We start from the raw sequence: 26,988 nt of genomic DNA, 5'->3' as shown, positions 1-26,988 counted from the left end.
GCCCCGGACATCGTAGCGACGCTTCGTCGGTTCCCTTGCGCGGGGTCCACTGGTGTGATCAAACAGGCACGGACGGCCTATCCCACAGGGGCAAATAGGCCGAAATCGGCCGCTGACAGACCGTCGTCCGGGTCCTGGCGGCCGGACGCGGCCAGCCGGTCGAGCAGACCGAGCAGCCGGGAGCGGGCGACCATCCGCAGTTCGTCGGCCGCGATCGAGCGCTCCTCGTCGATCTCGTGACCCATCCTGCGGCGGATCGAGGCCAGCAGCTGGCTTATCTGCTCCTCCGGCGGGTGGCCGTCCAGGCAGATAACGAAGGCGTGCCCGAAGGTGCGCTCGTACTCGGCCCGGGCCGCGTCCAGCGCCACCAGCGCGGCGTAGGGCGCCCCGTGGCCGAGCTCCGCGGAGGATTCGCGGGCCAGCGCCTCGGAGAGGTCGCCCTGGGACATGTCGTACGCGGCCTCGTCGGCCGCCGCCAGCAGGGAGGCGGTGTCCGGGTAGGGGCGGTGGTCGGCCACCCGCCGGCCCCAGCGGACGCTGCCGCAGCAGTGCAGCAGGGCCGTCCGGGCATGCTCGGGCGGCAGGCCGTTGAACCGCGCCAGCCCGGCGCCCGGAGTGGAGACCGGGCCGCGGACCTGTGCCGGAAGGGGGCTGGACAGCGGAGTTCTCCTCGGGGCGCGGCGCGGGTGTACCGCCACGCTAGCGATCCCGGAGCGGGGGTGGCGTATGCATAAGGGGTTTTCACCCGGAAGTGAGCCGAAAGGATGACACCCGGGCCGGTGTGAACCGGCCGAAGAGAGGGGAGGGCGACCGAGGCCGCCACCCCCCACAGGAGAGGCCCCGGTCGCCATCCGTCACGGGCTCGTGCGACAAGCCCGTATCTGTGTCAGCGTCCGGAGTGCGTTTTCTGTCACACCTCGCTCCGCGCAGGGTTGGTTGCTGGTTGTACAACGCGTGGACGAGAGGTACGTGAAAGCCGTAACGTGCGGATTTGCGCCACACGTACAGGACGTCGAACGGGTTGGGGACTTTGCTGGGGGACGACGCGGAGCTGACCGCCGCGGTGCTCGCGGCACAGGACGGCGACGAGAGCGCGTTCCGGACTGTGTACCGCGCCGTGCACCCGCGCCTGCTCGGATACGTACGCACGCTCGTCGGGGACGGCGACGCCGAGGACGTGACCTCCGAGGCCTGGCTGCAGATCGCCCGCGACCTCGGCTCCTTCACCGGAGACGCCGACCGCTTCCGCGGCTGGGCGGCACGCATCGCCCGCAACCGGGCCCTCGACCACATCCGCATGCGCGGCCGCAGACCCGCCGTCGGCGGCGACGAGACCGAGCTGACCGGACGGGCCGCGGACTCGGACACCTACGGCGAGGCCATGGAGGCCCTCTCCACGGGCCGCACCATGGCGCTGATCGCCCAGCTGCCGCAGGACCAGGCCGAGGCCGTCGTCCTGCGGGTGGTCGTCGGCCTCGACGCGAAGAGCGCGGCCGAGACCCTGGGCAAACGCCCCGGCGCGGTCCGTACGGCGGCCCACCGGGGGCTGAAGAAGCTCGCCGAACTGCTGGGCGCCGAGTCGGGGCCCGCGGGCGGGGGCGAGACCCGGGCGCGGGTCGGCCATAATGCCGGAGACCTGGCGCGGGACCGTGACCTCGACGCCGTACCGGCGCAGCGGGCACGGGCCAAGGACCTCGTCGAACAAACCGGTGTGACGCATTCACGTTGGCGGACGCAGAAGGACATGTGATGGCCGACGAGCACAAGGCGTGGCTGGACGGAGCCACGGCGGAGGAGCTGCTGCGCGGACGGGCCGCCGGCCCGGTCGGACCCGGCGCCGACCCCCGTGCCCGCGCCGGGGCCGAGCGGCTGCGCGCCGCCCTCGACGCCCTGACCCCGCCGCCCGCGGGAAGCGGTGAGCTGCCCGGCGAGGCCGCGGCCGTGGCCGCGTTCCGCGCGGCGCACGCGACACGGGCCGCGGCGGCGGTCGCCGCGGCGGGCCGCCCCGGTGCGCCCGGGACCGGAGCGCCCGAAGAGCCCGTCATCGACCTGGCCCCGATACCCGTCGTACGGATCCCCGCGCAGCGCCGCTACGGCACCCCCGCCCGCTTCGGGCTGGCGGCCGCCCTGGCCGGCGTCGCGGTCGGCGGTATCGCCGCCGTCGCCGGCACCGGCCTGCTGGACCGGGCCGTGCACCTCACGGCCGGCCCCGCGCCCGCCGTCTCGGTCAGCGCCGACTCGGACCGCACCCCCGCCGGGGAGACGGCCGGCCCCAGCCCCGAGGTCCCGCTGCTGCGGCCCACCCCGGAGGGCGGCGGCGGGCTCGCCTCGCTCGGCCCCGGCTTCTCGCTGCCGCCGGGCGGGCAGACCCGCATCCCCCTGGACACCGCCCCCAGCGTGTCGCGCCCGCCCGGCGCGGCGACGACGCCGGGCACGGGGGGCGGCGGCGCGGCGGGCACGGACGGCACCCGCAACACGTTCACCGACAAGACCGGCGGCGGCAGCGGCGGCGACGGCGGCGCCGACAAGGACGGCAGGGAGTCGGGCAGGGACCGCCCCGAGGACCTGTGCCGGGACCACCTGGCGAACAAGCTGGCCGAGGACCGCAAGCAGTACCTCGCCCGCATCGCCGGCGGACTCGCCAAGGTGCCGCGCTTCTGCGCGACGCTGCTGGACGCGCCCCGCTCGGGCACCCCGCAGGGCGGCTCCGTCGACCCGGGCAGCGTCGTCGTCCCCTCGCCGACGCCGGCGAACCCGGGCGGCCCGCTGGGCTTCCGCACCCGCTGACGGGCGGGACCCGGCCCGCGGACGCGGCTCGGACCAGCCGGAAACACAGGGCGGAAACGTTTCCGCGCCGGCCCGTGCGAACGGCAGTAACACTTTTCGAACCGCCGACGCAGTACAGAACGAGCCGACTGGTCATCGGCCGCGCGAGAGCCGGGGTTCCCCCCGTACCCCTGGGCTCTGCGCACCCGGCGCGGGCGGGGCACGTTCCCCCGGCCCTGCCCGCGCCCCTTCTCCTCCCACGGCTGCGGCCGATCGGTCGACCGAATCACCGTCACCAGTAGACGACGACCTTGTCGCCGACCTTCACCTGGTCGAACAGCGCCGCCAGCTTCTGCTTGTCCCGGACGTTCACGCAGCCGTGCGAGGCGCCGGCGTAGCCGCGGGCCGCGAAGTCGGCCGAGTAGTGCACCGCCTGGCCCTGGCTGAAGAACATCGAGTACGGCATCGGCGAGTGGTAGATCGTCGACGTCCAGTCCTTCGCCTTCCACTCCACCTGGAACAGGCCCTCGCGGGTCGGCGTGTTCTCCGAGCCGAAGCGCACGTCCATCGTGGAGACCACCTTGCCGTCGATCATCCAGGCGAGGGTGCGGCTCTCCTTGCTGATGCACATCACCCGGCCCTGGAGGCAGCGCGGGTCCGGGGCGGCCGGCTCGTTGGTGGTCGGCGGGCGCAGCTCCTCCTCCGTCGGCTTCCTGCTGCGGCCCTGCAGCTCGCGCCAGGTGGCCTCGTCCACCGCGCCGGTCGCGCCGAGCCCCTGCTGCGACTGGAAGGCCTTCACGGCGGCGGTCGTCTTCGAGCCGTAGAAGCCGGTGGGCGCCACCGACATCAGCTTCAGCTGGCGCAGGCGCGCCTGGAGCTCTCGGACCTGGTCGCTCTCGTCGCCGTTGACCATGACCGGCTTGACGGCCGGGGCCGCGGACGCCGACGGCGGGGCCGGGACCGGGGCCGGGGAGGAGGGCGGGGCCGACGGGGAGGACGACGGGGACGAGGACGGCGAGGGCGACGCGGCGGGGGAGGGGGCGCCCGGCTTGTCGTCCTGCCCGGACGGGGACGCCGAGGGGGGAGCGACCGGCGCGGACGGCGCCGCCGGAGCGGAACCGGAATGCTGGGGACCGCAGCCGGTCGCGACGAACGCGACGGCGGCGGCAAGGCCGAGCGTGCGGATGGCGGCTCTCTGTCGGTGCATCGCGGTTCCCCCGGAATTCGTCGTCGTGTATCTGGGTGATGCGTCACGGGCGTGGACAGTTGCGGACGAACCCCGGATGTTGCGCCATTGTGACCAGCGGCCGTCGCGGGCGCGGCCGTACCGGCCCCGGGCCGGACGGCTCCACGGACACGGAGGGTGCACGACATGGTCCGTCCCACGGCCCGTACCGAGAGCGGAATCCCGATCGAACCGGTCTACGGGCCGCAGGACCTGACGGGCTGGGACCCGGTGGGCAGCCTCGGGGTGCCGGGGGAGTACCCGTTCACCCGGGGCATCCACCCCGCGATGTACACGGCCCGGCCCTGGACCATGCGCCAGTACGCCGGCTTCGGCACGGCCGCCGAGTCCAACGCCCGCTTCCGCCGCCTCATCGAGGGCGGGGGCACCGGTCTGTCCGTGGCCTTCGACCTGCCGACCCAGATGGGCCACGACTCCGACGCCCCCCTCGCCGCCGGGGAGGTCGGCAAGGTCGGCGTCGCCGTCGACTCCGTCGAGGACCTGCGCGTGCTCTTCGAGGACATCCCCCTCGACCGCGTCTCCACCTCGATGACGATCAACGCCCCGGCCGCCCTGCTGCTCCTGATGTACCAGCTCGTCGCCGAGGAGCGGGGCATCGCGGGCGCCCGGCTGACCGGCACGATCCAGAACGACGTCCTGAAGGAGTACATCGCGCGCGGGACGTACGTCTTCCCGCCCGGCCCCTCCCTGCGGCTGACCGCCGACACCTTCCGCTACTGCCGCGCCGAGCTCCCCCGGTGGAACACCATCTCCGTCTCCGGCTACCACATGGCCGAGGCGGGCGCCTCGCCCGTCCAGGAGATCGCCTTCACCCTCGCCGACGCGATCGCCTACGTCCGGACCGCGCTCGCCGCCGGGATGGCCGTCGACGAGTTCGCCCCCCGCCTGTCCTTCTTCTTCGTGGCCCGCACCACCCTCCTGGAGGAGGTGGCCAAGTTCCGGGCGGCCCGGCGGATCTGGGCCCGCGTCATGCGCGAGCAGTTCGGCGCGAAGGACCCCAGGTCGCTGATGCTGCGCTTCCACACCCAGACCGCCGGGGTCCAGCTGACGGCGCAGCAGCCCGAGCTGAACCTCGTACGGGTGGGCGTGCAGGCGCTGGCCGCCGTCCTCGGCGGCACCCAGTCGCTGCACACCAACTCCTTCGACGAGGCCATCGCCCTGCCCACCGAGAAGGCGGCCCGGCTGGCGCTGCGGACCCAGCAGGTGCTGGCGTACGAGACGGACGTGCCGCACACCGCCGACCCCTTCGCCGGGTCCTACGCCGTGGAGCGGATGACGGACCAGCTGGAGGAGGCGGCCCTGGCCCTGATGCGGCGGGTCGAGGACCTCGGCGGGGCGGTCGCGGCGATCGAGGCCGGGTTCCAGAAGGGGGAGATCGAGGCCAACGCCTACCGGATCGCACGGGAGCAGGAGGCCGGGGCGCGGACCGTGGTCGGGGTCAACCGCTTCGCGCTGGACCGGGAGGAGCCGTACGCGCCGCTGCGCGTCGACCCGGGGATCGAGGTCCGGCAGTGCGAGGCCCTGTCCCGGCTGCGGGCCGGGCGGGACGCGGAGGCGGTGCGGTCCACGCTGGAGGAGCTGCGGGAGGCGGCCGCCGGGGCGGAGGAGAACGTGCTGTACCCGATGAAGGAGGCGCTGCGGGCGCGGGCCACGGTCGGGGAGGTGTGCGGGGTGCTGCGGGAGGTCTGGGGGACGTACGAGCCGTCGGGTCTCGGTACGTGAAACACACGGGCATGACAGGTGCGTACCTGTGGGACACTCCTGCCCATGCTGGGTGTGACAGATCTTCCTACTTATTTCGCCGCCGTGGTGCTGATCGTCCTGCTGCCGGGGCCGAACTCCCTCTACGTCCTGTCCGTCGCCTCGCGGCGCGGGGTGCGGCAGGGCTACAAGGCCGCCTGCGGCGTGTTCACCGGCGACACCGTGCTCATGGTGCTCGCGGCCGTCGGCGCGGGTGCGCTGCTCCAGGCCAGCCCGGTGCTGTTCACCGCGGTCAAGGTGCTCGGCGCCGGCTACCTGGGCTGGCTGGCCGTCGGGATGATGCGGGCCGCCTGGGCCATGTGGCAGGCGCGCCGGACGCGTGACGAGGAGCCGGAGCCGGACGGCGCGGAGGCGGCGGGCGCGGCCGAGCGCCCGTACCGGCGGGCGCTGCTGGTCAGCCTGCTCAACCCGAAGGCCATCCTGTTCCTGCTGTCGTTCTTCGTGCAGTTCGTCGACCCCGGGTACGCCTACCCCGCGCTGTCGTTCCTGCTGCTCGGGACCGTCTCCCAGCTGGTCAGCCTCGTCTACCTGTCCACCCTGATCTTCACGGGCACCCGCCTGTCGGCCGCGTTCCGCCGCCGCAAGAGGCTGTCGGCCGGGGCGACCTCGGCGGCGGGCGTGATCTTCCTGGGCTTCGCCGCCAAGCTCGCCGTCGGCTGACGCCGGCCGGCCTGCGCCCGCCGGCCTGCGGGCGCCGGCCTGTGCCCGCCGGCCGAGCGGCGTCGCCCGCGGGGGGTCGCCCGAGGGCGTCAGGAGCCGGCGCCCAGCCGGCCCAGCCGCCTGCGCAGCCGGTGCGCCGCCCGCCGCACGGCACGGCTGCGCGGCAGGAACGCCAGCCGCCGCGGGATCCCGCCCGGCAGCCCCAGGGCGGTCAGCCGCCGGCGCCCGAAGTAGCGCCGGGTGTACGGGTCCAGGTGCCGCGCCAGGTACGCCTCGGCCCGGGGGCGGCGCTCCGGCAGGATCCGCGGCTGCATGGTGAAGCCCACCGCCGAGACCAGTCCGGGCAGATCGGCGGGGGGATCCTGCGGCGGCCCGTCCAGGTCCGGGACCAGCGCGTCCACCAGCGTCAGCGGGATCCGGTTGCTGTTCTGGTACGGGACCAGCCGCCCCAGCACGGCCGCGGTGCCGGTCCGCGCCACCGGGATCCCGTACAGCGCCCGGGCCGTCAGCAGCCCCGTCGAGAAGCAGCCCACCACCAGCGCCGGGCGCAGCCGCTGGTAGAGGGTCTCGGCCAGCACCGGCGCGTCCAGCACGGTCAGCCGGGCCCCGAGCCGGGCGGCCTCCGCCTCGGCCCGCCGCCAGTAGGCCGCCGGGGCGCCCGGGTGCGGTTTGAAGACCAGGTCCCGGTGTCCCCACTCGTAGGCGCCGCGCACCATCGAGGCGTGCAGCTCCTCCTCCTCGTCCGGGGACATCAGCTCCAGCGCGGACAGGTACTGGCCCAGCAGCAGGGCGGGGGGCTCCTCCTCCCCGGCCCCGTCCCCGGCCCCGTCCCCGGCCCCGGCCGGGAGGCCGGATCCGGGCGGGTTCCCCAGGTCGGCCAGCTCGGCGAAGACCTTCAGGGCGGCCGGCGCCGGCACCAGCTCCCCCCGCACCCCGAACTCGGTCAGCAGCAGCGGCTCCAGCCCCGGGACCAGGTCCAGGTGCAGCACCCGCCGCACCCGCATCCCGATCTGCGGGTCGAGCCGGAAGCGGGTGGGCCCGTACGACATGAGCCCGTCGGCGTAGACGTCGATCGCGGCGCCCGGGAACAGCCGGCACAGGCTCTGTGCGGGCGGCACCTGGAGGGACTCCACGACCAGCTCGACCCGGTCCTCGCCCAGCCCCCACGACCGCCGCAGCTGCCGCTCCCACAGCGGGACGTCCTCCGGCCGCGGCGCCCAGACGCCGGGGTGCTGCGGGGCGACGACCGCGTTCCAGTCGAGCACCTCGTCGAAGCGGGTGCGCAGCGCGGCGAAGCCCGGCATGGCGTCGAGGCCCGGCGTGACCTCGGGGGCGGGGGAGTGGTTGCTGGTCAGCAGGATCCGCCGGCCGGCGGGCGGGAGGCAGCCGGCGTCGAGGGCGGCGGCGAGGGTGGCCGTGCCGTAGAGGGTGGAGGCGAGGAAGACCTGCGTCACGTTCACGCGGCGGCCCCCGGGGCGGGGACGGTGGCGGGGGCGGTCCTGCGGCGCAGCCTGCGCAGCAGGGCGGAGCGGTCGGCGTCCATGGAGTCCAGGGCCCCGTCCAGCGCCGCGCGCGGAAGGCGGCCGAGCGCGTCCGCACTCATCGACCGGAGTTTTTTCGCCACGGACGGTTCGAACCTTTCGATCGAGCCGATATGGTGCGCGATAATCGCGCAATACGTTCGGACGGCCTTGGGGATCAGGAGTTCGGATTCCCGGTCGGCGGCCGTTTCCGCGATCACCTGGTCGAATGCCCGAATGAAATCGAGCTGGCGCTCGTCCCCGATCTGCGTCAACGAGGTGGAAATGCCGCGCCGGTAGAAGGTCCCCGGCAGGCCGACGGCCGCGAACGACTCCGCCTCCCGGTGCAGCCGCCAGATCCACGGCCGGTCCTCGGCCGTCCGCAGCCCGTCGGTGAAGTGCAGCAGCCCCCGGTCCAGCAGCCGCCGGTGGTACATCCCGGCCCAGGCGTACGGATAGTCCACCGCGGTGGCCCGGGAGGCCGGCAGGATCCCGGTGCGGGGGTCGGCCACCACCGACTCCGGCCCGTACGGGACCCGCTGCACGACCCGCTCCCGGCCCGTCACCTGCACATGGTCGGTACGGACGAAATCGCAGTTCAGGGCCTCGATGGCGGCCAGTGTGCGGGACAGGTGGCCCGGTGCCAGCCAGTCGTCGCCGTCCAGGAAGGCGACGTACTCCCCGCGCGCGGCGTCCAGCCCGGTGTTGCGGGCGGTCGCCAGCCCGCCGTTGCGTTCCCGTCTCAGCAGCACCGCCCCCGGCAGGGCCGCGGCGGCGCGCTCCAGCAGCGCGGGCGTCCCGTCCGTCGAACGGTCGTCGACGAGCAGGAACTCGAAGTCCTCGCGGGCGTTGAGTTCGAGGCTCCGCAGGGCATCCGGTGCGTATGTCTGCACGTTGTAGAACGGCACGACCACAGAGAGCTTGAGCACCCGCGAGACCCTAGGGGGCGGCCCGGCATTCACCGTGGCCCCGACGCGTATTCCATGTGAACGACGCGGGGCGGTCGCGTTAACCAGGGCGCTTTCGCATTTCGTCGACGGGTTGTTAACCCATCGTTGTGCGCTCGTTGGGCCGACCACCGGAAATGCGGAATAGCTTCTGCCGGGTGCCAGTGCCACTCAGAAGAAGCCCGGCCGATCAGCGGATCGCCGTACTCGCCGATTCCGACACGCGATGGAAATGGGGCGTCCACACGGCCCGCCGCCTCCTCCCCTCCGACACCCCCGCGGGCCACCGGATCACCGGCTACCTCCTGCGCGGCCGGGCCACCCCCACCGCCCGCCAGCTCGGCGAGGCGGGGGCCGGCGCGGACGCCGCACCGGTGGAGGTCACCTGCGCGGAGTTCCTCGCGGAGCTCGGGCGCGAACACCACGACGTGGTCGTCCTCGCCCTCGTCGGCGGCGCCGTCCAGGCCGCCCTGCACGGGGCCCGCGCCCTGTGGCCGGAGCCGTCGGCCCGGCCCGTCTTCGTCACCGGGTACGTGGGCGTGGTCTACGAGAAGCTCGCCGACGGGCTGCTGCTGCGGCACGGCGCCGACCTGGTCCTCGCCAACTCCCGCCACGACGCCGAGCGCTTCCGCGCCGTCTACGCGGGCGTGGGCGCCGACCCGGACGCCGTCACCGAGACCGCCCTGCCGTTCCTGGCGGGGGCCCCGTACGAGCCCGCCGGGACCCGGACCCACCGGGTGGTCTTCGCGGTGCAGCCCTCCGTACCCGAGAGCCGCGCCGACCGGGCCTACCTGCTGGAGCGGGCCGCGGCGCACGCGCGGCTGCACCCGGACCGCGAGGTCCTGGTCAAACTGCGCAGCCGGCCCGGGGAGCACACCACCCACCTGGAGGAACACCCCTACCAGCGCCTGGCCGAACGCCTCCCCGGCGGCCTCCCGCCCAACTGCCGGCTGGTCTACGGGCACATGGGCGAGGTCCTCGACGGCACCGGCCTGCTGGTCACCGTCTCCTCCACGGCCGCCCTGGAGTCCCTCCACCGGGGCATCCCGACCGCCGTCCTGACCGACCTCGGCATCCGCGAGGCCCTCGGCAACCAGCACTTCCTCGGCTCGGGCTGCCTGGCCTCCTGGAACCAGCTCGACGCCGGCCTGCTGCCCCGGGCCGACCCCGCCTGGCTCGCGGCCCACGGCGTCCCCGCCGCCGGGCCGGCCGGCCCCGGCCCCGACCCCTGCGACCCCGACCCCTACGCCCGCGCCCGGGAGCGGGTCGCCGGACTCCTCGCGAAGGAGCGGCTCGCGCCCGTGGCGCCGTACTACACCGCCGAGACCGCCCCCGGCTACCTCCCCGGGATCCTCGCCCGCCAGCACCTCGCCCCCGACGGGACCCCGCTGCCCGGGGCCCTGCGGAGCGCGCAGGGGCGGTCGGCGGCCCGGCGGTGGGTACGGGGACGGCTGCGCGAGGCCGCGCGGGGCGCCTACCGGCACGGGGTGCAGCGCGTGGCCCCGGCGATCCGCCGGCTGGGCGAGCTGTGAGCGCCCGGGCCCGCACCACCGCGGGGCAGGGGCCCCGCAGGGTCCTCGCCGTGATCCCGGCCCGCGGCGGCTCCAAGGGGGTCCCGGGCAAGAACACCGCACGCGTCGGCGGGGTCCCGCTGGTCGCCCGCGCCGTGCGGGCCTGCCGGGCCGCGCCCACCGTCACCGACGTGGTCGTCTCCACCGACTCCGGGACCGTCGCCGCCGCGGCCCGCGCCGCCGGCGCCCAGGTGCTCGGCCGCCCCGCCGCGCTCTCCGGGGACACCGCGAGCAGCGAGGCCGCCGTGCTGCACGCCCTGGAGACCTTCGAGGAGCTGCGCTCCGTCACCGTGGACGTGGTCCTCCTGGTCCAGTGCACCAGCCCCTTCCTGACCCCCTCCGACATCGAGGCCGTCGCCGCCGCGGTGGCCTCCGGCGCCGCAGACTCGGCCCTCACCGCAGCCCCCTTCCACGGCTTCCTCTGGCGCCGCGGACCCGACGGCACCGGGAGCGGGGTCAACCACGTCCCCGCGTACCGCGCCCGCCGCCAGGACCGCCCCGAGGAACTGCTGGAGACCGGCGCCGCCTACGCCATGACCGCGGCCGGCCTGCGCACCGCCCGGCACCGCTTCTTCGGCCGGGTCCTGCCCGTCCCCGCCGACCCGGCACGGGTCCTGGAGGTCGACGATCCGCACGACCTCGCCCGCGCCCGCCTCCTGGCCCCCCTCCTCGACCCGGCTCCCGCACCCCGCCCGCCCCGCCCACCCCAGCGAAGGACACCCGACGCCATGACCGTCGCCCCCCTCAGCCCCCGCCTGCGCACCCTCGGCCCGCGCATCGCCGGCCCCGGCCGCCCGGTCTACGTCGTCGGCGAGATCGGCATCAACCACAACGGCGACCTCGGCACCGCCTTCGCCCTCGTCGACGCCGCCGCCGAAGCCGGGTGCGACGCCGTCAAGTTCCAGAAGCGCACCCCGGAGATCTGCACCCCCCGCGACCAGTGGCACGTCGAACGCGACACCCCCTGGGGCCGCATGACCTACATCGAGTACCGCCACCGCGTCGAGTTCGGCGAGGCCGACTACCTCGCCATCGACGAGCACTGCGCCAAGCGCGGCATCGACTGGTTCGCCTCCCCCTGGGACACCGAGGCCGTCACCTTCCTGGAGAAGTTCGACCTCCCCGCCCACAAGGTGGCCTCCGCCTGCCTCACCGACGACGAGCTGCTGCGCGCCCTGCGCGCCACCGGCCGCACGGTCGTCCTCTCCACCGGCATGTCCACCCCGCAGCAGATCCGGCACGCCGTCGAGGTGCTCGGCAGCGAGAACATCCTGCTCTGCCACGCCACCTCGACCTACCCGGCCAAGGCCGAGGAGCTCAACCTGCGGATGATCAACACCCTCCAGGAGGAGTACCCGAACGTCCCCGTCGGCTACTCCGGCCACGAGACGGGCCTGCAGACCACCCTGGCCGCCGTCGCCCTCGGCGCCGTCTTCGTCGAGCGGCACATCACCCTCGACCGCGCCATGTGGGGCTCCGACCAGGCCGCCTCCGTCGAGCCCGGCGGCCTCGCCCGCCTCGTGCGCGACATCCGCACCATCGAGACCGCCCTCGGCGACGGCGTCAAGAAGGTCTACGACTCCGAGCTCGGCCCCATGAAGAAGCTCCGCCGCGTCCGGGGCACCCTCCCGGCCCCCGCCCCCGCGGCGTCCTGACCGTCCCCGGCCCTCCTCCCCAGAGCGGAGTACGTCGTGAACCCCTCAGCCCCCACCCTCGCCCTCGTGGAGAGCCCGGTCCAGCTCCTCAACGTGCTGGAGTGGGCCCACGCCCGGCGCGGGGGCGGCCCGCTGCTGACCGCCGTCCCCCGCCAGCCCGGTGCCGCCGACCGGCGCCGGACCGACCCGCGCCCGCCCGCCGACCGGCTGCGCATCGTCGTCCTGCCCCCGACCGACCCGATGTCCCGGGGCCAGCTGCGCCGGGTCGCCGGGATCGCCCGGGACGAGGGTCACGCCGTCCACTGGCAGGAGGCCCGCGGCGGCTCGGGCTCCCCGGCGGGGGCCCTGGCCGCCCTCGCCCCCGCCGTGCGCCGCGCGGAGCGGATCGTCGTCGGCGACCCCTTCTCCCGCTTCCTCCAGCTGCTGCTGGTCCCGGCCCGCGCGGCCGAACTGGTCGTCGTGGACGACGGCACCGCCACCATGGAGTTCGTCGCGCAGCTCGGCCGCGGCGAGCGGCTGCGCCGCTGGCACCGCACCGGCGGCGGGGCCGCGGCCCGGGTGCGGGAGCTCGCGTACGCCCCGGTGTCGGGCACCGCGCGGCGCCGGCTGACCCCGCGCACCGGGCACGCCGTCGAGCTGTTCACCTCGATGCCGGTCGCCGCGCCGGACGGGGCCCGGCTGCGGGTCAACGACTTCGCCTGGACCCGGGCCCGGTTCGGCCCGCCCCGCCTGACCAAGGGCACCGACCTGGTCGGCACCTCCCTGGTGGAGACCGGGGTGGTCGACCCGTTCCGCTACCTGGACGCGGTGCGGGCCCTGGCCCGCGAGCACGGGGTGACCCGCTACTTCGCGCACCGCCGGGAGTCGCCCGAGAAGCTGCGCGCGCTGAGCGAGGCGACGGGGCTGGAGATCGTGCGCCCGGACCTGCCGCTGGAGCTGATCGCCCGCAAGGGCCCCATCGGGCGTACGGTCGTCAGCTTTCCGTCCACGGTCGTCCACACGCTGCCGTACGCGCTCACCGGCACCGGTGTGACGGTCGCCGTGTGCGACATCGACCCCGCCTGGCTCACCGCCACCGCCTCGCCCAGGGCCCGCGGCTTCCTCGCGGGCGTCATCGACACCGCCCGTGATGTGCGCAGACTCCCCCTCGGCGCGGCTCCCGCGGCCGGATGAGCGCGCGAGTTTACCCCCGGGCGCATCCGATCATGCGTCCAGAGGTCGCTTTTCTTTCCCCTAACGGCATGAATTTCTGGTGATCTCCAGACAGTTGACCCATCCGTGCGCCTACCCTTAAACGGGTGAACCAGTTGATGTCCCGCGAGTCCCTGCCCGCCCTGCCCGGCAAGCCCGACCGGCCCGAGCTGCCCGGCAAGCTTCCGGATCACCTGCGTGCCGAACTGATCGCCTTCCGCCGCGACTTGCACATGCACCCCGAACTAGGACACCAGGAGTTCCGCACCACGGCGGCGATCAAGGCGCGGCTGGAGCAGGCGGGGCTGCGACCACGCGTACTGAAGTCCGGCACGGGGCTGATCTGCGACGTCGGCACCTGGGACCGGGGACGGCCGATGCTGGCCATGCGCGCGGACATCGACGCCCTGCCCATCCCCGACGCCAAGACCCACGCCCCCTACCGCTCGACCGTCCCGGACCGCGCCCACGCCTGCGGCCACGACGTGCACACCTCCGTCGTCCTCGGCGCCGGCCTGGTGCTGGCCGAGCTCGACCGGCAGGGGCTGCTGCCGCGCCCGGTGCGGCTGCTGTTCCAGCCCGCCGAGGAGGTGCTCCCCGGCGGGGCCACCGAGGCGATCGACTCGGGGGTGCTGGAGGGCGTCGGCCAGATGATCGCGGTGCACTGCGACCCCCGCGTGGACGCCGGCCGGATCGGGCTGCGGGCCGGCCCGATCACCTCGGCCTGCGACCGGCTGGAGGTCACCCTCACGGGCCCCGGCGGCCACACCGCCCGCCCGCACCTGACCACCGACATGATCACGGCCGCGGCCCGGGTCGCCGTCGACGTGCCGGCCCTGCTGGCCCGCCGGATGGACGCCCGCTCCGGCATGTCCGTGACCTGGGGCCGGATCGAGTCCGGACACGCCTGCAACGTCATCCCGATGCACGCCGAGCTCTCCGGCACGGTCCGCTGCCTGGACCTGAACGCCTGGTACGAGGCCCCGGACGCGATCCACTCGGCGATCGACGAGGTCGCGACCATGCACGGCGCCAAGTTCGAGATCAACCACGTGCGCGGGGTGCCGCCCGTGGTGAACGACCCGGTGGTCGCCGAACTGCTCCGGGAGTCCATGGCGGCCCGCCGCGGCGCCGAGTCCGTCGAGGACACCGAGCAGAGCCTCGGCGGCGAGGACTTCTCCTGGTACCTGGAGCACGTCCCGGGCGCGATGGCCCGCCTCGGCGTCCGCAAGCCCGGCGACACCGCCAAGCGCGACCTGCACCGGGGCGACTTCGACGTCGACGAGGACGCGATCGCGGTCGGCGTGGAGTTCTTCACGGCCGCCGCCCTGCTCGACGGGCTCCGTTCAAGGCCCTCCGCGTAAAAAATCAAGCAAAGCTCTGTACAACATCAGAGGGTCCCCTGTCGGACGTGTCCAGCCCTTGGTACACAAGGGTTGGACGGGTCTGCGGTTACCAATCGGTCACTGTCCGGTTCGCGACGATCCGATAACGACTCATGAACGGGCCTTTAACTGACATCTACGCGCGTTACGATCGCCGCGAAACCAGCGCCGGTCGTGGCGCTTCGGTCAGGTTTTGAAGGAGCCTCCCCTTGCGCCGGATCACCAGGATCGCCACCGTGGGCATCGCGTCCGCGGCGCTGGCCCTCTCGGCCACCGCCTGTGGCGGAAAGAAGTCGTCGGACGCCTCGTCCTCCTCGTCCTCCTCCTCCGAGGCGAAGAGCGCCGGCGCCGCCATCGCGTACGACGTCGGTGGCCGCGGCGACCAGTCGTTCAACGACGCCGCCTACGCCGGCCTGGAGAAGGCGGAGAAGGACCTCAAGGTCAAGACCGCCGAGGCGGAGCCCACCGAGGGCGAGAGCGAGGCCGACAAGGTCCAGCGCCTCACCGAGCTGGCGCGCAAGGGCAACAACCCGGTCATCGGCGTCGGCTTCTCCTACGCCCCGGCCATCAAGAAGGTCGCCGCGAAGTTCCCGAACACCACGTTCGGCATCATCGACGACACCTCGGTGACCGACAAGAACATCGCCAACCTGGTCTTCAACGAGGAGCAGGGCTCCTACCTGGCCGGCGTCGCCGCCGCCAAGGCGTCGAAGTCCGGCACGGTCGGCTTCATCGGCGGTGTCGAGGTCCCGCTGATCAAGAAGTTCCAGGCGGGCTTCGAGCAGGGCGTCAAGGACACCAACCCGAACGCCAAGGTGCTGTCGACCTACCTGACCCAGCCGCCGGACTTCTCGGGCTTCGCCAAGCCCGACCTCGGCAAGGCCGCCGCCAAGGGCCAGCTCGACAGCGGCGCCGACGTGATCTACTCCGCCGCCGGCCTCGCCGGCTCGGGCGCCATCGAGGCCGCCGCCACCGCGGGCAAGTGGGCCATCGGCGTCGACTCCGACCAGTACAACCAGGCCGGTCTGTCGAAGTACAAGGACCACATCCTGACCTCGGTCACCAAGGACGTCTCCGACGCGGTCTACAACCTGATCAAGTCGGTCAAGGACGGCAAGCCGGAGAGCGGCGAGGTCCGCTACGGCCTGGACAAGAACGGCGTCGGCCTGGCGGAGTCCAACCCGCAGTACAAGTCGATGGCCGACATCATCGCCGCGGTGGAGAAGGCCAAGGCCGACATCATCGCGAAGAAGATCACCGTCAAGACCGCGCCGTAAGGTTCTCGTCTGACAGGTAGTCGTGGTCTCCGGGGTCCGGGAGCGGTCTCTACCGCTCCCGGACCCCGCACCTCGTCTGCCGCCCAGTCCGTGAGAACTTGTGGTCAGTTGGCCGCAAGTTTTCACTTCCGACAGTGCTACGCGCGTAGAGGCATCGTGGACGCGATACCTTCTCTCCCCGCCCTGTCCTCCTGCCAACTTGGCTCATTACCGGCTCCTTCCGCGCCAAGGAGAGTGCGTCATCAACGCGTCCAGCCCCCCTCTCGCCGTAGAACTGCACGGCATCACCAAGCGTTTCCCCGGCGTCGTCGCCAACAAGGACATCGCCATCTCCGTCCGCAAGGGCACGGTCCACGCCCTCATCGGTGAGAACGGTGCCGGCAAGTCGACCCTGATGAAGATCCTCTACGGCATGCAGAAGCCGGACGAGGGCACCATCGCCATCGACGGGGAGCAGGTCTCCTTCAACAACCCCGGCGAGGCCATCGCCCGCGGCATCGGCATGGTGCACCAGCACTTCATGCTGGCCGACAACCTCACCGTGCTGGAGAACGTCGTCCTCGGCGGCGAGAAGCTGTTCGGCATCGGCTCCAAGGCCCGCAAGAAGATCATGGAGATCTCGGACGCGTACGGCCTCGGCGTGCGCCCCGACGCCCTGGTCGAGGACCTCGGCGTCGCCGACCGCCAGCGCGTGGAGATCCTCAAGGTCCTCTACCGCGGCGCGAAGACCCTCATCCTCGACGAGCCCACCGCCGTGCTCGTGCCGCAGGAGGTGGACGCGCTCTTCGACAACCTGCGCGAGCTCAAGGCCGAGGGCCTGACCGTCATCTTCATCTCGCACAAGCTGGGCGAGGTGCTGAAGGTCGCCGACGACATCACCGTCATCCGCCGCGGCACCACGGTCGGCACCGCCGACCCGAAGACGGCCACGACCAAGCAGCTCGCCGAGCTGATGGTCGGCACCGAGCTGCCGTCGCCGGAGACCCGCGAGTCCACGGTGACCACGACCCCGATGCTCAAGGTCGAGGCCCTGACCGTCGCCGAGTCCGGCACCGTCACCACCCCCGAGACCTCGGCGCCCGCCCTGGGCGACTCCGACACCGACCTGCGCGAGGCCCCGGTCGCCGGCCGCCTCCTGCTCGACGGGATCGGCTTCACCATCCACAAGGGCGAGATCCTCGGCATCGCCGGTGTCGAGGGCAACGGCCAGACGGAGCTGATCGAGGCCCTCATGGGCATGATCACCCCCGACGCGGGCGTCATCACCCTCGACGGCGCCGACATCACCAAGATGCCGGTCCGCAAGCGCCGCGAAGGCGGCATCGGCTACATCCCCGAGGACCGCCACCGGCACGGCCTGCTGCTGGAGTCCCCGCTCTGGGAGAACCGCATCCTCGGCCACGTCACCGAGCGGCCGAACTCCAAGGGCGGCATCCTCGACCCGAAGGCCGCCCGCAAGGACACCGAGCGGATCGTGCGCGAGTACGACGTCCGCACCCCGGGCATCGACGTCACCGCGGCCTCCCTCTCCGGCGGCAACCAGCAGAAGCTGATCGTCGGCCGCGAGATGAGCCACAACCCGAAGTTCCTGATCGCCGCGCACCCCACCCGCGGCGTGGACGTCGGCGCGCAGGCGCAGATCTGGGACGCCATCCGCGAGGCCCGCCGCGAGGGCCTGGCCGTGCTCCTGATCTCCGCCGACCTGGACGAGCTGATCGGCCTGTCCGACACCCTGCGCGTCATCTACCGCGGCCGCCTGGTCGCCGACGCCGACCCGGCGACCATCACGCCCGAGGAGCTCGGCACCGCCATGACCGGCGCCGCCAGCGGGCACCTCGAAGCCCATGACAACCACTCCGCCGGGGTCGACGGCGACGCCACGGAGGACGAGGCCCGATGAAGAAATTCGACAAGGACCGGCTGCTCCTCGCAGCCGCCGGACCGGTGCTCGCACTGGTCAGCGCCCTCGTGCTGACCATGATCGTGCTCGCCCTCTCGGGCGTGGACCCGATCGACCCGCTGCGGATCATGATCGAGCAGGCGGGTTACGAGGACATCCAGGTCCTGATCATCAACCAGGCGGGCATCTACTTCCTGGCGGCCCTGGCCGTGGCCATCGGCTTCCGGATGAACCTCTTCAACATCGGCGTCGACGGCCAGTACCGCCTCGCGGCGATGATCTCCGCCGTGGTCGGTGCCTCGGTCACGCTGCCGGCCCCGCTGCACATCCTGCTGATCGTGGTCGTCGCCATGGTCACCGGTGCCTTCTGGTCCGGCATCGCGGGCATCCTCAAGGCCCGCCGCGGTGTGAGCGAGGTCGTCTCCACGATCATGCTCAACGCCATCGCGACCTCGCTGATCGCCTGGCTGCTCCTGCCGAAGAACCTCGGCGTGCAGCCCCCCGGCTCCAACGACCTGACCACCGGTGACATCGCGGAGTCCGGCTGGTTCCCGGCGCTGTCCCTGCCCGGCGGCGACATCTACGGCTTCACCTTCGTGGCCTTCGCCCTCGGCGTCGTCTACTGGTTCGTGCTCAACCGCACCCGCTTCGGCTTCGACCTGCGCGCCTCCGGCGCCAGCGAGTCCGCGGCGCAGGCCTCCGGTGTCGAGCCCAAGAAGATGATCATGACCGCGATGCTCATCTCGGGCGCCGTCGCCGGTCTGACCGGCATGCCGCTGCTGCTGGGCGAGTCGCACACGTACAACCTGTCCTTCCCGCTGGGCATCGGCTTCACCGGTATCACCGTCGCCCTGCTCGGCCGCAACAACCCGATCGGCATCCTCTTCTCGGCCTTCCTGATCGCCTTCATCGACAAGGCGTCCGCGGGCCTCGACACCGAGGGCTACGCCAAGGAGATCGGCACGATCATGCAGGGCCTGATCGTGATCGCGGTCGTCGTCAGCTACGAGCTCGTCCGCCGCTACGGCATCCGCCGCCAGCAGCAGAAGGTCGGCGAAGAGCTGGCCGCCGGCCACGCCCTCAAGACCGACAACAAGGAGGTCGCGGCGTGAGCACCAGCACCGTTTCCGCGACGAGCGCCGCGCCCAAGAAGGGCGGCGGACGCCGCAAGCTCACCCTCCCCTGGATCCTGCTGATGATCGCGGGAGGTCTCGCACTGGTCTCGGTCGTCCGCCTGATCTCCGGCGCCAACGACCTGACCTCCGTCGGCCAGGTCTCCGGCGCCCTCCAGCTCGCCGTGCCGATCGCCCTCGCGGGCCTCGGCGGCCTGTGGGCCGAGCGCGCGGGCGTGGTCAACATCGGCCTCGAAGGCATGATGATCCTCGGCACCTGGTTCGGTGCCTGGGCCGGCTACCAGTGGGGTCCGTGGACCGGTGTCGTCCTCGGCATCGTCGGCGGCGCCATCGGCGGCCTGCTGCACGCGATCATCACCGTGACCTTCAACGTGAACCACATCGTCTCCGGTGTGGCGATCAACATCCTGGCCGTCGGCTTCACCCAGTACCTGTCGAACTTCACCTTCGACAAGGCCCCGGGCGGCTCCTCCAAGCAGTCCCCGCGCATCGACCCCATCACGGAGATCACGATCCCGGGGCTCTCGGACGGGCTGGCGACGATCCAGGGCAAGCACTGGTTCCTGGTCTCGGACGCCGCGGGCGTGCTCGGCGGCCTGGTCACCGACCTCTCGCTGCTGACCGTCGTCGCGGTGCTGCTGATCCCGGGCACCTGGTGGGTGCTGTGGCGCACGGCCTTCGGTCTGCGCCTGCGCTCCTGCGGTGAGAACCCGGTCGCCGCGGAGTCCCTCGGCGTCAACGTGTACAAGTACAAGTACATCGCCGTGATCGTCTCCGGCGCGATGGCCGGCCTCGGCGGCGCGTTCCTCGCGATCGTCTCCACCGGCATCTACCAGGAGGGCCAGACCGGCGGCCGCGGCTACATCGGTCTCGCCGCGATGATCTTCGGTAACTGGATGCCGGGCGGCATGGCCCTCGGCTCGGGCCTCTTCGGCTTCACCTACAGCCTCCGCCTGCGCGGCGGTGCCGAGAACGTGCACGCGATGCTCCTGCTCATCGCGATCCTGCTGGTCCTCGTCGTCGCCTGGCAGCTGTACAAGAAGAAGTACCTCCAGGGCGCCATCGCGGCCGTCTGCGCCGCCGGGCTCTTCGTCTGGTACGCGCTCACCGACCAGGTGCCCAGCCAGTTCGTGGACGCCGCGCCGTACGTGACGACGCTGCTGGTCCTCGCCCTGTCGGCGCAGCGCCTGCGCATGCCGAAGGCGGACGGCATGCCGTACCGCAAGGGCCAGGGCAAGTGACCCCGGACCCCGCGGTGGACTGGGACGCCCTGCGGGCGGCCGCCCGGGACGCGATGACCCGGGCGTACGCCCCGTACTCGGGCTTCCCGGTCGGGGTGGCCGCGCTGGTCGACGACGGCCGCGTGGTCACCGGCTGCAACGTCGAGAACGCGAGCTACGGACTCGGCCTGTGCGCCGAGTGCGGCCTGGTCTCCTCCCTCCAGGCCACGGGCGGCGGCCGCCTCACCCACTTCACGTGCGTGGACGGCAAGGGCGAGAGCCTCGTCCCGTGCGGCCGCTGCCGCCAGCTGCTCTACGAGTTCGGCGGCCCGGACCTGCTGGTGGACACACCGGCCGGGATCCTCCCGCTGAGCGCGATGCTGCCGCAGGCCTTCGGGCCCGATCACCTCAGACAGCCGTGACGACGGCCCTCCGCCCCCGGGGCGGAGGGCCGTCGGCCGTCTTCGAGCCGGGCTCCACCCCCACCTGAAACTCCTTGAACCTCCCTCCCTCATCTCTATGCGCGTAGAAGGAAGCCACCTCATGGACGTCATCTCCGTCATCCGGACCAAGCGGGACCGCGGCGAGCTGAGCCCCGAGCAGATCGACTGGGTCATCGACGCCTACACCCGCGGGATCGTCGCCGACGAGCAGATGTCGGCGCTCGCCATGGCCATCCTGCTCAACGGCATGAACCGGGCCGAGATCGCCCGCTGGACCGCCGCGATGATCGCCTCCGGCGAGCGGATGAACTTCGACTCCCTCTCCCGCCCCACCGCCGACAAGCACTCCACCGGCGGCGTCGGCGACAAGATCACCCTGCCGCTCGCCCCGCTCGTCGCCGCCTGCGGCGCGGCCGTCCCGCAGCTCTCGGGCCGCGGTCTCGGCCACACCGGCGGCACCCTCGACAAGCTGGAGTCCATCCCGGGCTGGCGCGCGCTGCTCTCCAACGAGGAGATGCTGAACGTCCTCGACACCACCGGCGCCGTCATCTGCGCGGCCGGCGACGGCCTGGCCCCCGCCGACAAGAAGCTCTACGCCCTGCGCGACGTCACCGGCACCGTCGAGGCCATCCCGCTGATCGCCTCCTCCATCATGTCGAAGAAGATCGCCGAGGGCACCGGATCCCTCGTCCTCGACGTGAAGGTCGGCTCCGGCGCCTTCATGAAGAACATCGAGGACGCCCGCGAGCTCGCCTCCACCATGGTGGCCCTGGGCACCGACAGCGGCGTCAAGACGATCGCGCTGCTCACCGACATGTCCACCCCCCTCGGCCTCACCGCGGGCAACGCCCTGGAGGTCCGCGAGTCCGTCGAGGTCCTGGCCGGCGGCGGCCCGGCCGACGTGGTCGAGCTGACCATCGCCCTCGCCCAGGAGATGCTGACGGCGGCCGGCATCAAGGACGCCGACCCGGCGAAGGCCCTCGCCGACGGCTCCGCGATGGACGTGTGGCGCCGGATGATCTCCGCCCAGGGCGGCGACCCGGACGCGACCCTGCCGGTCGCCCGCGAGCAGCACGTGGTCACCGCCTCCGCCTCGGGCGTCCTGACCCGCCTCGACGCGTACGCGGTCGGCGTCGGCGCCTGGCGCCTGGGCGCGGGCCGCGCCCGCAAGGAGGACCCGGTGCAGGCGGGCGCGGGCATCGAGCTGCACGCCAAGCCCGGCGACACCGTCACCGCCGGCCAGCCGCTGATGACCCTGCACACGGACACCCCGGAGAAGTTCGACTACGCCCTGGCCTCCCTGGAGGGCTCGTACGACGTCGCCCCGGCGGGCACCGAGTTCACCGCGAACCCGATCGTCCTGGACCGCATCGCGTAGCGGTCCCCCGGGTGAGGGGCGGGCGCCGCTGCGCGGAGCCCGCCCCTCACCGCAGGGCCCCACCGATGAGTTCCGGGGCCGCGGACGGTCATCCCCCCGTGGAGATCACAACCCTGGCCCTCGACGAGGGCCCCCGGCCGGACGTCCCCGCCCTCTGCGCCCGCGTCGGCGAGGCCTGCCGCGACGGCCCCCGCGAGATCGCCTGCGACGCACGGGCCGTCGGCGCGCCCACCCTCGCCACCGTCGACGCCCTCGCCCGCATGGCGCTCACCGCCCGCCGCCACGGCACCGTCTTCAAGGTCACCGGCGCGGATCCGGCGCTACGGGACCTGCTCCGCCTCGTAGGCCTCGTCGAGCTCCTCGGGCAGCCCGAACAGCGGGAACCAGCGGGCGGTGTCCAGGAAGGCGTTCAGCCCGACGATCCGCCCCCCTGAGACCTCCAGCACCTGGAGCGCCCACGGCACGTGCCCGGGCCGGCCGTCCTCGCGCGGGCGGTACTGGCCGAAGGCCGGCATCCCGTTCGCCGTGGTCGGTACCAGGCGCGACCCCTTGCACCCGATGCCCTGGTTCAGATGCCAGGCCGCGATGTCCGCGGGCCCCCGCAGCCACAGGTCGAACGGCGGCATCGACAGCACGGCGTCCTCGTGCAGCAGGGCCGTCAGCCGCGTGATGTCGTAGGCCTCGAAGGCCGACAGGTACTGCTCCAGCAGCTTCGCCTGGTCCGCGTCCAGCGGGTCCGCCGGATCGCCCGCCCGCAGCGCCTGCCCCGACAGGGTCGCCCGGGCCCGCTGGAGCGCGCTGTTGACCGAGGCCACCGTGGTCTCCAGGAGCCGGGCGACCTCGTCCGCCTTCCAGGCCAGCACCTCCCGCAGGATCAGCACGGCCCGCTGCTTCGCCGGCAGGTGCTGGAGCGCCGCCACGAACGCGAGGCGCACGGACTCCTTCGCCAGCGCCATCTCCGCCGGGTCGGCGGTCTGCGGCAGTACCCGCCCGTCCGGCACCGGCTCCAGCCAGGTCACCTCGGGCCGCTCGTTGAGCACGGCGGACGCCTGGTGCTGCGGGGCGGTGAGGTCCATCGGCCGGGCCCGCCTCTTCCCGGCGTTCAGCAGGTCCAGGCAGACGTTGGTCGCGATCCGGTACAGCCACGACCGCAGCGAGGAGCGGCCCTCGAACTTCCCGTACGACCGCCAGGCGCGCACGTACGTGTCCTGCACCGCGTCCTCGGCGTCGAAGGCCGAGCCGAGCATCCGGTAGCAGTAGCCCGTCAGCTCGACCCGGTAGCGGTCCATCGCCGCGTCGAGCTCAGGGTCGAGCTCCGGTGAGGTGGTCGCGAGGTCGCTCATGGCTGCCGTCCCCCAGGGTGTCGTCCGTCACTTCGGAAACTACCCGAGGGGTCTGACAACGGCAGCCGCAGCGCCGCGCGGTCCGTCAGGTCAGGTGCCCGGCTTGCGGCCGTACACGAACACGTCCTCGCCGTTGGCCAGCATGTTCCAGTACGCCTTGGCGTCGGCCGTCGTCATGTTGACGCAGCCGCCCGAGCCGGGCGGGTTCCACATGCTCTTGGTCACCGAGTGGAAGGCGATGCCCCCGTCGAAGAACTGCGCGTACGGCATCGCCACGTTGTAGAGCGTCGACCAGTGGTTGATGTTGCGGTAGTAGATCTTCTTCAGCCCGGTCCGCGTCGGGGTCTCGGCCTTGCCCGTGCGCACCGCCACCGGTCCGTACTTGAGCACGGACCCGTCCTGGATCCAGCTCAGCTGCCGGGTCAGGTCGACGCAGGCGATCCGCCCCAGGTTCGTGGGGCACTTCCCCTCGGCGTTCGGGTTCTTCCCGGCCGCCCGCTGCGCCAGCATGATGCTCATCGTCTGCCAGGTCAGCGGCCCCGCGTACCCCATCGTCGGGGTGATCCCGTGGGTGGCCTGGAAGGACTGGATCGCGGCGCAGTCGGCCGCCGACTGCACCCCGTCCACCGGCCGCCCCAGGAACCCCTCCACCTCCCGCTGGTAGGGCCCCGTGGTCACGTTGCAGGAGGCGGCGGCCTCGGCGGCCTGCGCCGCACCGCCCCCCGCGACCACCAGCGGCGCCGCCAGCGCCAGCGCCCCGCCGAACACCACCGCAGCCCGCCGTCCCGCGCGCACGCGTGTCCCCGCCATCCGTGCCTCCCCTGCGGCGCCCGCACCCTGGGGGCGCCGATTCCCCCACGCTAGAGCGAGTCGCGCACGCCGGATAGGCCTCGGACGGGACTTCAGCGCGCGGCCGCCGCGGCGGCCGGCAGCCGCCGTTCGACGCGGGCCGCGTGGGACCCGTACAGGGTGATCGAGACGACGCCCAGCACCGCCAGCAGCGCGATCCCGACCGTGGCCGCCCACCCCGAGGCGTGGTACGCCAGGGCGCCCAGGGTGCCGCCCGCGCTGGAGCCGAGGTAGTACGCGGACTGGTACAGCGCGGAGGCCTGCGCCCGACCCGTCCTCGCCGTCCGGCTCACCGCCGCCGAGGCCACCGCGTGGCCCGCGAAGAAGCCCGCCGTGATCAGCACCAGCCCCGGCAGGATCAGCCACAGCGAGTCGGCGAGCGACAGCAGCAGCCCCAGCGCGGTCGTGGTCACCGCCAGGTACAGCGCGCCGCGCCGCCCCGTCCGCGCCACCAGCTGACCGGCCGCCGCCGAGGAGGCCGTACCCACCAGGTAGATCAGGAAGATCGACCCGACCACGCCCTGGCCGAGCGAGAACGGCGCCTCCACCAGCCGGTAGCCGATGACGGTGTACACGGCCCCGAAGACCGTCATGAACAGCGCGCCGATCCCGTACAGCCGCAGCAGCAGCGGGTCCCGCAGGTGCCCGGCGACCGTACGGCCCACCGCGCGCGGGTTCAGCGAGGCGGGCCGGAAGAACCGCGCCCGGGGCAGCAGCACCAGGAAGGCCAGGGCGCCGACCAGCGCCATCACGCCGACGGCCAGCAGCCCGCCCCGCCAGCCCCACAGCTGGGCGCCCCAGCCGGTGACGATGCGGCCGCTCATGCCGCCGATGGAGTTGCCGGCCACGAACAGCCCGATCGCTCCGACCAGCGCCTTGGGCCGGACCTCCTCCGCCAGGTACGCCATCGCGGAGGCGGGGATGCCGGCGATCGCCGCGCCCTGCACCGCGCGCAGCGCCACCAGCCACTCCAGGCCCGGCGCGAACGGCACCAGCAGGCCGACGCCGACGGCCACCACCATCGAGCAGGTCATCATCCGGGTCCGCCCGAACCGCTCGGACAGCGCGCTGAGCGGCAGCACGAACAGGGCGAGCGCACCGGTGGCCGCGGACACCGTCCAGCTGGCCTGACCGGCCGTCACGCCGAATCCGGCGGAGATCGCGGGCAGCAGGGCCTGGGTGGAGTAGAGGAGGGCGAAGGTCGCCAGTCCGGCGGCGAAGAGCGCGAGGCTCATCCGGCGGTAGCCGGGGCGGCCGGGGGAGAGGGGCTCGGGGGACGACGGAGCAGAGGCACCCACGGTGACGGGTGCCCCGGTATGAACGGGAGGCATGCGTCGACCGTAGGCCCCTCTTTTTCATGCGTCCAATGCACAGATCCGCGATAATCGATCCACCCATGCATCAGCACAGCTCAGGGCTTCGGATATCAATGAACCGTTACGAAGAAGACATGGCCGTGACACAAGGGCTGGCCCCGCGCCTCGCCCAGTTCGTCGCGGTCGCCCGGCACGAGCACGTCACCCGCGCCGCCCAGGAGCTGGGCGTGCCCCAGTCCACGCTGTCCCGGGCGATGGTCCGCCTCGAACAGGACCTGGGCGTCTCGCTGTTCGCCCGCAAGGGCCGCACCGTCGCCCTCACCACCGCCGGCCGCACCTTCCTCGCCTCCGCCGAGGAGGCCCTGGCGGGGATCGCCCGCGCCGCCGGCTCCGTGCAGCAGGACGCCGATCCCGCCTTCGGGAAGGTCGCGTTCGGCTTCCTGCACACCCTGGGCCCCGAGACCGTGCCCGGCCTGATCCGCGCCTTCCGCGCCGACCACCCCCGCGTCCGCTTCTCCCTGGTCCAGAACTACGGCGAGGCCATGCTGGAGAAGCTCCGCGCCGGGGAGCTCGACCTGTGCCTGACCTCGCCCGTGCCCGACGCCCCCGACCTGGTGGGCCGCCGCCTCGACGAGCAGCGGCTGCGGCTGGTGGTCCCGGACGACCACCGCCTGGCGGTCCGCAAGCGCATCCGCCTCGCCGAGGCCGCCGAGGAAGCCTTCGTCACCCTGGAGCCCGGCTACGGCCTGCGCCGCATCACCGACGACCTGTGCGCGGAGGCCGGGTTCACCCCGAAGGTGGCCTTCGAGGGCGAGGAGGCCGAGACCCTGCGCGGCCTGGTCGCGGCGGGCCTGGGCGTGGCCCTCCTCCCGCCGCCCCTCGTCCCCCGCCCGGGGGTCGTCGAGCTGACGGTGACGGCGCCGCGCGCGGTCCGCGAGATCGGCGTCGCCTGGCTGGACGGCCACCCGGACACCCCGCCGGTGGCCGCCTTCAAACGCTTCCTCCTCTCCCGCCGCGGCCGCCTGATCCCCGAACTGGAACCCCCGGCCTGACCGGGGGCGTTGCCGCCCCGGGCCCACGGGCGGTGGCCGGCACCGGGATGCAACGGCGCCGTCAGGGGAGTGCTCCGTCGTCCGCGGGTCCCTCCTCCGCTTCGCGGCAGGCGGCGGCCGCCGACAGCAGGTAGCCCGCCTGGAAGCGGGACTTGGCGCCGACCGCTCGCATGAACACCTTCTCGACGCGCCGCTCGCGCGGCTCGGCGCCGGGGCGCCTCCCCGGCTTCGCGTCGCTGCGCCGGACTCCGTCCGCCGACCTGCCGGGCGGTGGCAGCGCCGTCAGGGGAGTGCTCCGTCGTCCGCGGGTCCCTCCTCCGCTTCGCGGCAGGCGGCGGCCGCCGACAGCAGGTAGCCCGCCTGGAAGCGGGACTT

The 26,988-nt window shown here is 73.1% G+C and carries 23 protein-coding genes and 1 pseudogene; 17 read left to right on the top strand and 7 right to left on the bottom strand.

All coding sequences use genetic code 11. The annotated features are described in order from the left end of the window. Nucleotides 1-77 precede the first annotated feature (77 nt). A complete protein-coding gene (locus AB0469_RS07150) occupies nt 78-851 on the bottom strand; it encodes a 2-oxo-4-hydroxy-4-carboxy-5-ureidoimidazoline decarboxylase (protein WP_366450337.1) in 774 nt (257 codons plus the stop codon). Between the two features lie 179 nt (nt 852-1,030). On the opposite strand from AB0469_RS07150, the gene AB0469_RS07145 reads away from it, so the two are divergent. Continuing rightward, a complete protein-coding gene (locus AB0469_RS07145) occupies nt 1,031-1,750 on the top strand; it encodes an RNA polymerase sigma factor (RefSeq protein ID WP_366450490.1) in 720 nt (239 codons plus the stop codon). Beyond that, nucleotides 1,750-2,787: a hypothetical protein gene (locus tag AB0469_RS07140; protein ID WP_366450336.1), complete on the top strand. Its 1,038-nt coding sequence runs from the start codon at nt 1,750-1,752 to the stop codon at nt 2,785-2,787. The genes AB0469_RS07145 and AB0469_RS07140 overlap by 1 nt, the downstream gene beginning before the upstream one ends. A gap of 271 nt (nt 2,788-3,058) precedes the next feature. Here the strand turns inward: AB0469_RS07140 and AB0469_RS07135 are convergent, their stop codons facing one another. Beyond that, nucleotides 3,059-3,973 (bottom strand): L,D-transpeptidase family protein, encoded by a 915-nt coding sequence (locus AB0469_RS07135; RefSeq protein WP_366450335.1) that lies wholly within the window; start codon nt 3,971-3,973, stop codon nt 3,059-3,061. A gap of 165 nt (nt 3,974-4,138) precedes the next feature. Here AB0469_RS07135 and AB0469_RS07130 point away from each other — a divergent pair, with 165 nt between their 5' ends. Together AB0469_RS07130 and leuE are read left to right on the top strand one after the other, a co-directional pair. Then, nucleotides 4,139-5,734 (top strand): methylmalonyl-CoA mutase family protein, encoded by a 1,596-nt coding sequence (locus AB0469_RS07130; protein WP_366450334.1) that lies wholly within the window; start codon nt 4,139-4,141, stop codon nt 5,732-5,734. Between the two features lie 45 nt (nt 5,735-5,779). Then, nucleotides 5,780-6,433, top strand: coding sequence for a leucine efflux protein LeuE (gene leuE, locus AB0469_RS07125; RefSeq protein ID WP_366450333.1), 654 nt, complete (start codon nt 5,780-5,782; stop codon nt 6,431-6,433). 89 nt (nt 6,434-6,522) lie between these two features. Here leuE and AB0469_RS07120 read toward each other — a convergent pair whose 3' ends face one another. After that, entirely contained in the window at nt 6,523-7,893 is a 1,371-nt protein-coding gene (locus tag AB0469_RS07120) for a polysialyltransferase family glycosyltransferase (protein ID WP_366450332.1), read from the bottom strand. Next, nucleotides 7,890-8,882: a glycosyltransferase family 2 protein gene (locus AB0469_RS07115; protein WP_366450331.1), complete on the bottom strand. Its 993-nt coding sequence runs from the start codon at nt 8,880-8,882 to the stop codon at nt 7,890-7,892. The genes AB0469_RS07120 and AB0469_RS07115 overlap by 4 nt, the downstream gene beginning before the upstream one ends. Nucleotides 8,883-9,058: 176 nt before the next feature. On the opposite strand from AB0469_RS07115, the gene AB0469_RS07110 reads away from it, so the two are divergent. The 12 genes and pseudogenes from AB0469_RS07110 to AB0469_RS07055 all read left to right on the top strand — a co-directional run bounded on the left by AB0469_RS07110 (nt 9,059) and on the right by AB0469_RS07055 (nt 22,487). Then, nucleotides 9,059-10,432 (top strand): DUF6716 putative glycosyltransferase, encoded by a 1,374-nt coding sequence (locus tag AB0469_RS07110; RefSeq protein ID WP_366450330.1) that lies wholly within the window; start codon nt 9,059-9,061, stop codon nt 10,430-10,432. Continuing rightward, nucleotides 10,336-10,839, top strand: a pseudogene (locus tag AB0469_RS07105) (NTP transferase domain-containing protein); the annotation flags it as partial. The gene AB0469_RS07110 and the pseudogene AB0469_RS07105, both read left to right, overlap by 97 nt. Nucleotides 10,840-11,199: 360 nt before the next feature. Beyond that, nucleotides 11,200-12,126 carry an N-acetylneuraminate synthase family protein gene (locus AB0469_RS07100; protein WP_366450489.1) on the top strand — a complete coding sequence of 309 codons (927 nt, stop codon included), beginning with the start codon at nt 11,200-11,202 and terminating at the stop codon, nt 12,124-12,126. 36 nt (nt 12,127-12,162) lie between these two features. Then, nucleotides 12,163-13,299 (top strand): hypothetical protein, encoded by a 1,137-nt coding sequence (locus AB0469_RS07095; protein WP_366450329.1) that lies wholly within the window; start codon nt 12,163-12,165, stop codon nt 13,297-13,299. A gap of 137 nt (nt 13,300-13,436) precedes the next feature. Continuing rightward, a complete protein-coding gene (locus AB0469_RS07090; protein WP_366450488.1) occupies nt 13,437-14,681 on the top strand; it encodes an amidohydrolase in 1,245 nt (414 codons plus the stop codon). A 230-nt stretch (nt 14,682-14,911) separates the two neighbouring features. Beyond that, nucleotides 14,912-15,979 carry a BMP family ABC transporter substrate-binding protein gene (locus tag AB0469_RS07085; RefSeq protein WP_366450328.1) on the top strand — a complete coding sequence of 356 codons (1,068 nt, stop codon included), beginning with the start codon at nt 14,912-14,914 and terminating at the stop codon, nt 15,977-15,979. Nucleotides 15,980-16,220: 241 nt separating this feature from the next. Beyond that, on the top strand, nt 16,221-17,879 hold the full coding sequence (locus AB0469_RS07080) for an ABC transporter ATP-binding protein (RefSeq protein ID WP_366450487.1): 1,659 nt from the start codon (nt 16,221-16,223) through the stop codon (nt 17,877-17,879). Beyond that, nucleotides 17,876-18,991 (top strand): ABC transporter permease, encoded by a 1,116-nt coding sequence (locus AB0469_RS07075; protein ID WP_366450327.1) that lies wholly within the window; start codon nt 17,876-17,878, stop codon nt 18,989-18,991. Before AB0469_RS07080 ends, AB0469_RS07075 begins: the two co-directional genes overlap by 4 nt. Then, complete coding sequence (locus tag AB0469_RS07070; protein ID WP_366450326.1) at nt 18,988-20,253, top strand: ABC transporter permease; 1,266 nt, start codon at nt 18,988-18,990, stop codon at nt 20,251-20,253. Before AB0469_RS07075 ends, AB0469_RS07070 begins: the two co-directional genes overlap by 4 nt. After that, nucleotides 20,250-20,654 carry a cytidine deaminase gene (locus AB0469_RS07065; protein ID WP_366450325.1) on the top strand — a complete coding sequence of 135 codons (405 nt, stop codon included), beginning with the start codon at nt 20,250-20,252 and terminating at the stop codon, nt 20,652-20,654. Before AB0469_RS07070 ends, AB0469_RS07065 begins: the two co-directional genes overlap by 4 nt. Before the next feature lie 121 nt (nt 20,655-20,775). Beyond that, nucleotides 20,776-22,053, top strand: coding sequence for a thymidine phosphorylase (locus tag AB0469_RS07060; protein ID WP_366450324.1), 1,278 nt, complete (start codon nt 20,776-20,778; stop codon nt 22,051-22,053). A gap of 98 nt (nt 22,054-22,151) precedes the next feature. After that, nucleotides 22,152-22,487 (top strand): STAS domain-containing protein, encoded by a 336-nt coding sequence (locus AB0469_RS07055; RefSeq protein ID WP_366450323.1) that lies wholly within the window; start codon nt 22,152-22,154, stop codon nt 22,485-22,487. Here AB0469_RS07055 and AB0469_RS07050 read toward each other — a convergent pair. The 3 genes from AB0469_RS07050 to AB0469_RS07040 all read right to left on the bottom strand — a co-directional run bounded on the left by AB0469_RS07050 (nt 22,374) and on the right by AB0469_RS07040 (nt 25,576). Further along, the gene (locus AB0469_RS07050; protein ID WP_366450322.1) at nt 22,374-23,396 is read right to left on the bottom strand and encodes a sigma-70 family RNA polymerase sigma factor; all 1,023 of its coding nucleotides are present in this window, start codon (nt 23,394-23,396) and stop codon (nt 22,374-22,376) included. The genes AB0469_RS07055 and AB0469_RS07050 overlap by 114 nt on opposite strands. A gap of 90 nt (nt 23,397-23,486) precedes the next feature. Next, nucleotides 23,487-24,206, bottom strand: a complete 720-nt coding sequence (locus tag AB0469_RS07045) for a L,D-transpeptidase family protein (RefSeq protein WP_366450321.1) — start codon at nt 24,204-24,206, stop codon at nt 23,487-23,489. Between the two features lie 92 nt (nt 24,207-24,298). Beyond that, complete coding sequence (locus tag AB0469_RS07040) at nt 24,299-25,576, bottom strand: MFS transporter (protein ID WP_366450319.1); 1,278 nt, start codon at nt 25,574-25,576, stop codon at nt 24,299-24,301. A 98-nt stretch (nt 25,577-25,674) separates the two neighbouring features. Here AB0469_RS07040 and AB0469_RS07035 point away from each other — a divergent pair, with 98 nt between their 5' ends. Then, nucleotides 25,675-26,613 carry a LysR family transcriptional regulator gene (locus AB0469_RS07035; protein ID WP_366450318.1) on the top strand — a complete coding sequence of 313 codons (939 nt, stop codon included), beginning with the start codon at nt 25,675-25,677 and terminating at the stop codon, nt 26,611-26,613. The last annotated feature ends 375 nt before the right edge of the window (nt 26,614-26,988 follow it).

This window comes from Streptomyces sp. NPDC093801 (assembly GCF_040701585.1).
Classification (GTDB): domain Bacteria; phylum Actinomycetota; class Actinomycetes; order Streptomycetales; family Streptomycetaceae; genus Streptomyces.
Note: the sequence above shows the minus strand (reverse complement) of the source record. Positions and strands in the feature narration are given on the sequence as shown.

Coding starts and splice junctions, on each gene's coding strand:
- AB0469_RS07040 (WP_366450319.1), bottom strand. CDS start 25,576: ATGCCTCCCGTTCATACCGGGGCACCCGTCACCGTGGGTGCCTCTGCT.
- AB0469_RS07140 (WP_366450336.1), top strand. CDS start 1,750: ATGGCCGACGAGCACAAGGCGTGGCTGGACGGAGCCACGGCGGAGGAG.
- AB0469_RS07075 (WP_366450327.1), top strand. CDS start 17,876: ATGAAGAAATTCGACAAGGACCGGCTGCTCCTCGCAGCCGCCGGACCG.
- AB0469_RS07100 (WP_366450489.1), top strand. CDS start 11,200: ATGACCGTCGCCCCCCTCAGCCCCCGCCTGCGCACCCTCGGCCCGCGC.
- leuE (WP_366450333.1), top strand. CDS start 5,780: ATGCTGGGTGTGACAGATCTTCCTACTTATTTCGCCGCCGTGGTGCTG.
- AB0469_RS07150 (WP_366450337.1), bottom strand. CDS start 851: ATGGCGACCGGGGCCTCTCCTGTGGGGGGTGGCGGCCTCGGTCGCCCT.
- AB0469_RS07050 (WP_366450322.1), bottom strand. CDS start 23,396: ATGAGCGACCTCGCGACCACCTCACCGGAGCTCGACCCTGAGCTCGAC.
- AB0469_RS07035 (WP_366450318.1), top strand. CDS start 25,675: ATGAACCGTTACGAAGAAGACATGGCCGTGACACAAGGGCTGGCCCCG.
- AB0469_RS07045 (WP_366450321.1), bottom strand. CDS start 24,206: ATGGCGGGGACACGCGTGCGCGCGGGACGGCGGGCTGCGGTGGTGTTC.
- AB0469_RS07090 (WP_366450488.1), top strand. CDS start 13,437: ATGTCCCGCGAGTCCCTGCCCGCCCTGCCCGGCAAGCCCGACCGGCCC.
- AB0469_RS07060 (WP_366450324.1), top strand. CDS start 20,776: ATGGACGTCATCTCCGTCATCCGGACCAAGCGGGACCGCGGCGAGCTG.
- AB0469_RS07130 (WP_366450334.1), top strand. CDS start 4,139: ATGGTCCGTCCCACGGCCCGTACCGAGAGCGGAATCCCGATCGAACCG.
- AB0469_RS07135 (WP_366450335.1), bottom strand. CDS start 3,973: ATGCACCGACAGAGAGCCGCCATCCGCACGCTCGGCCTTGCCGCCGCC.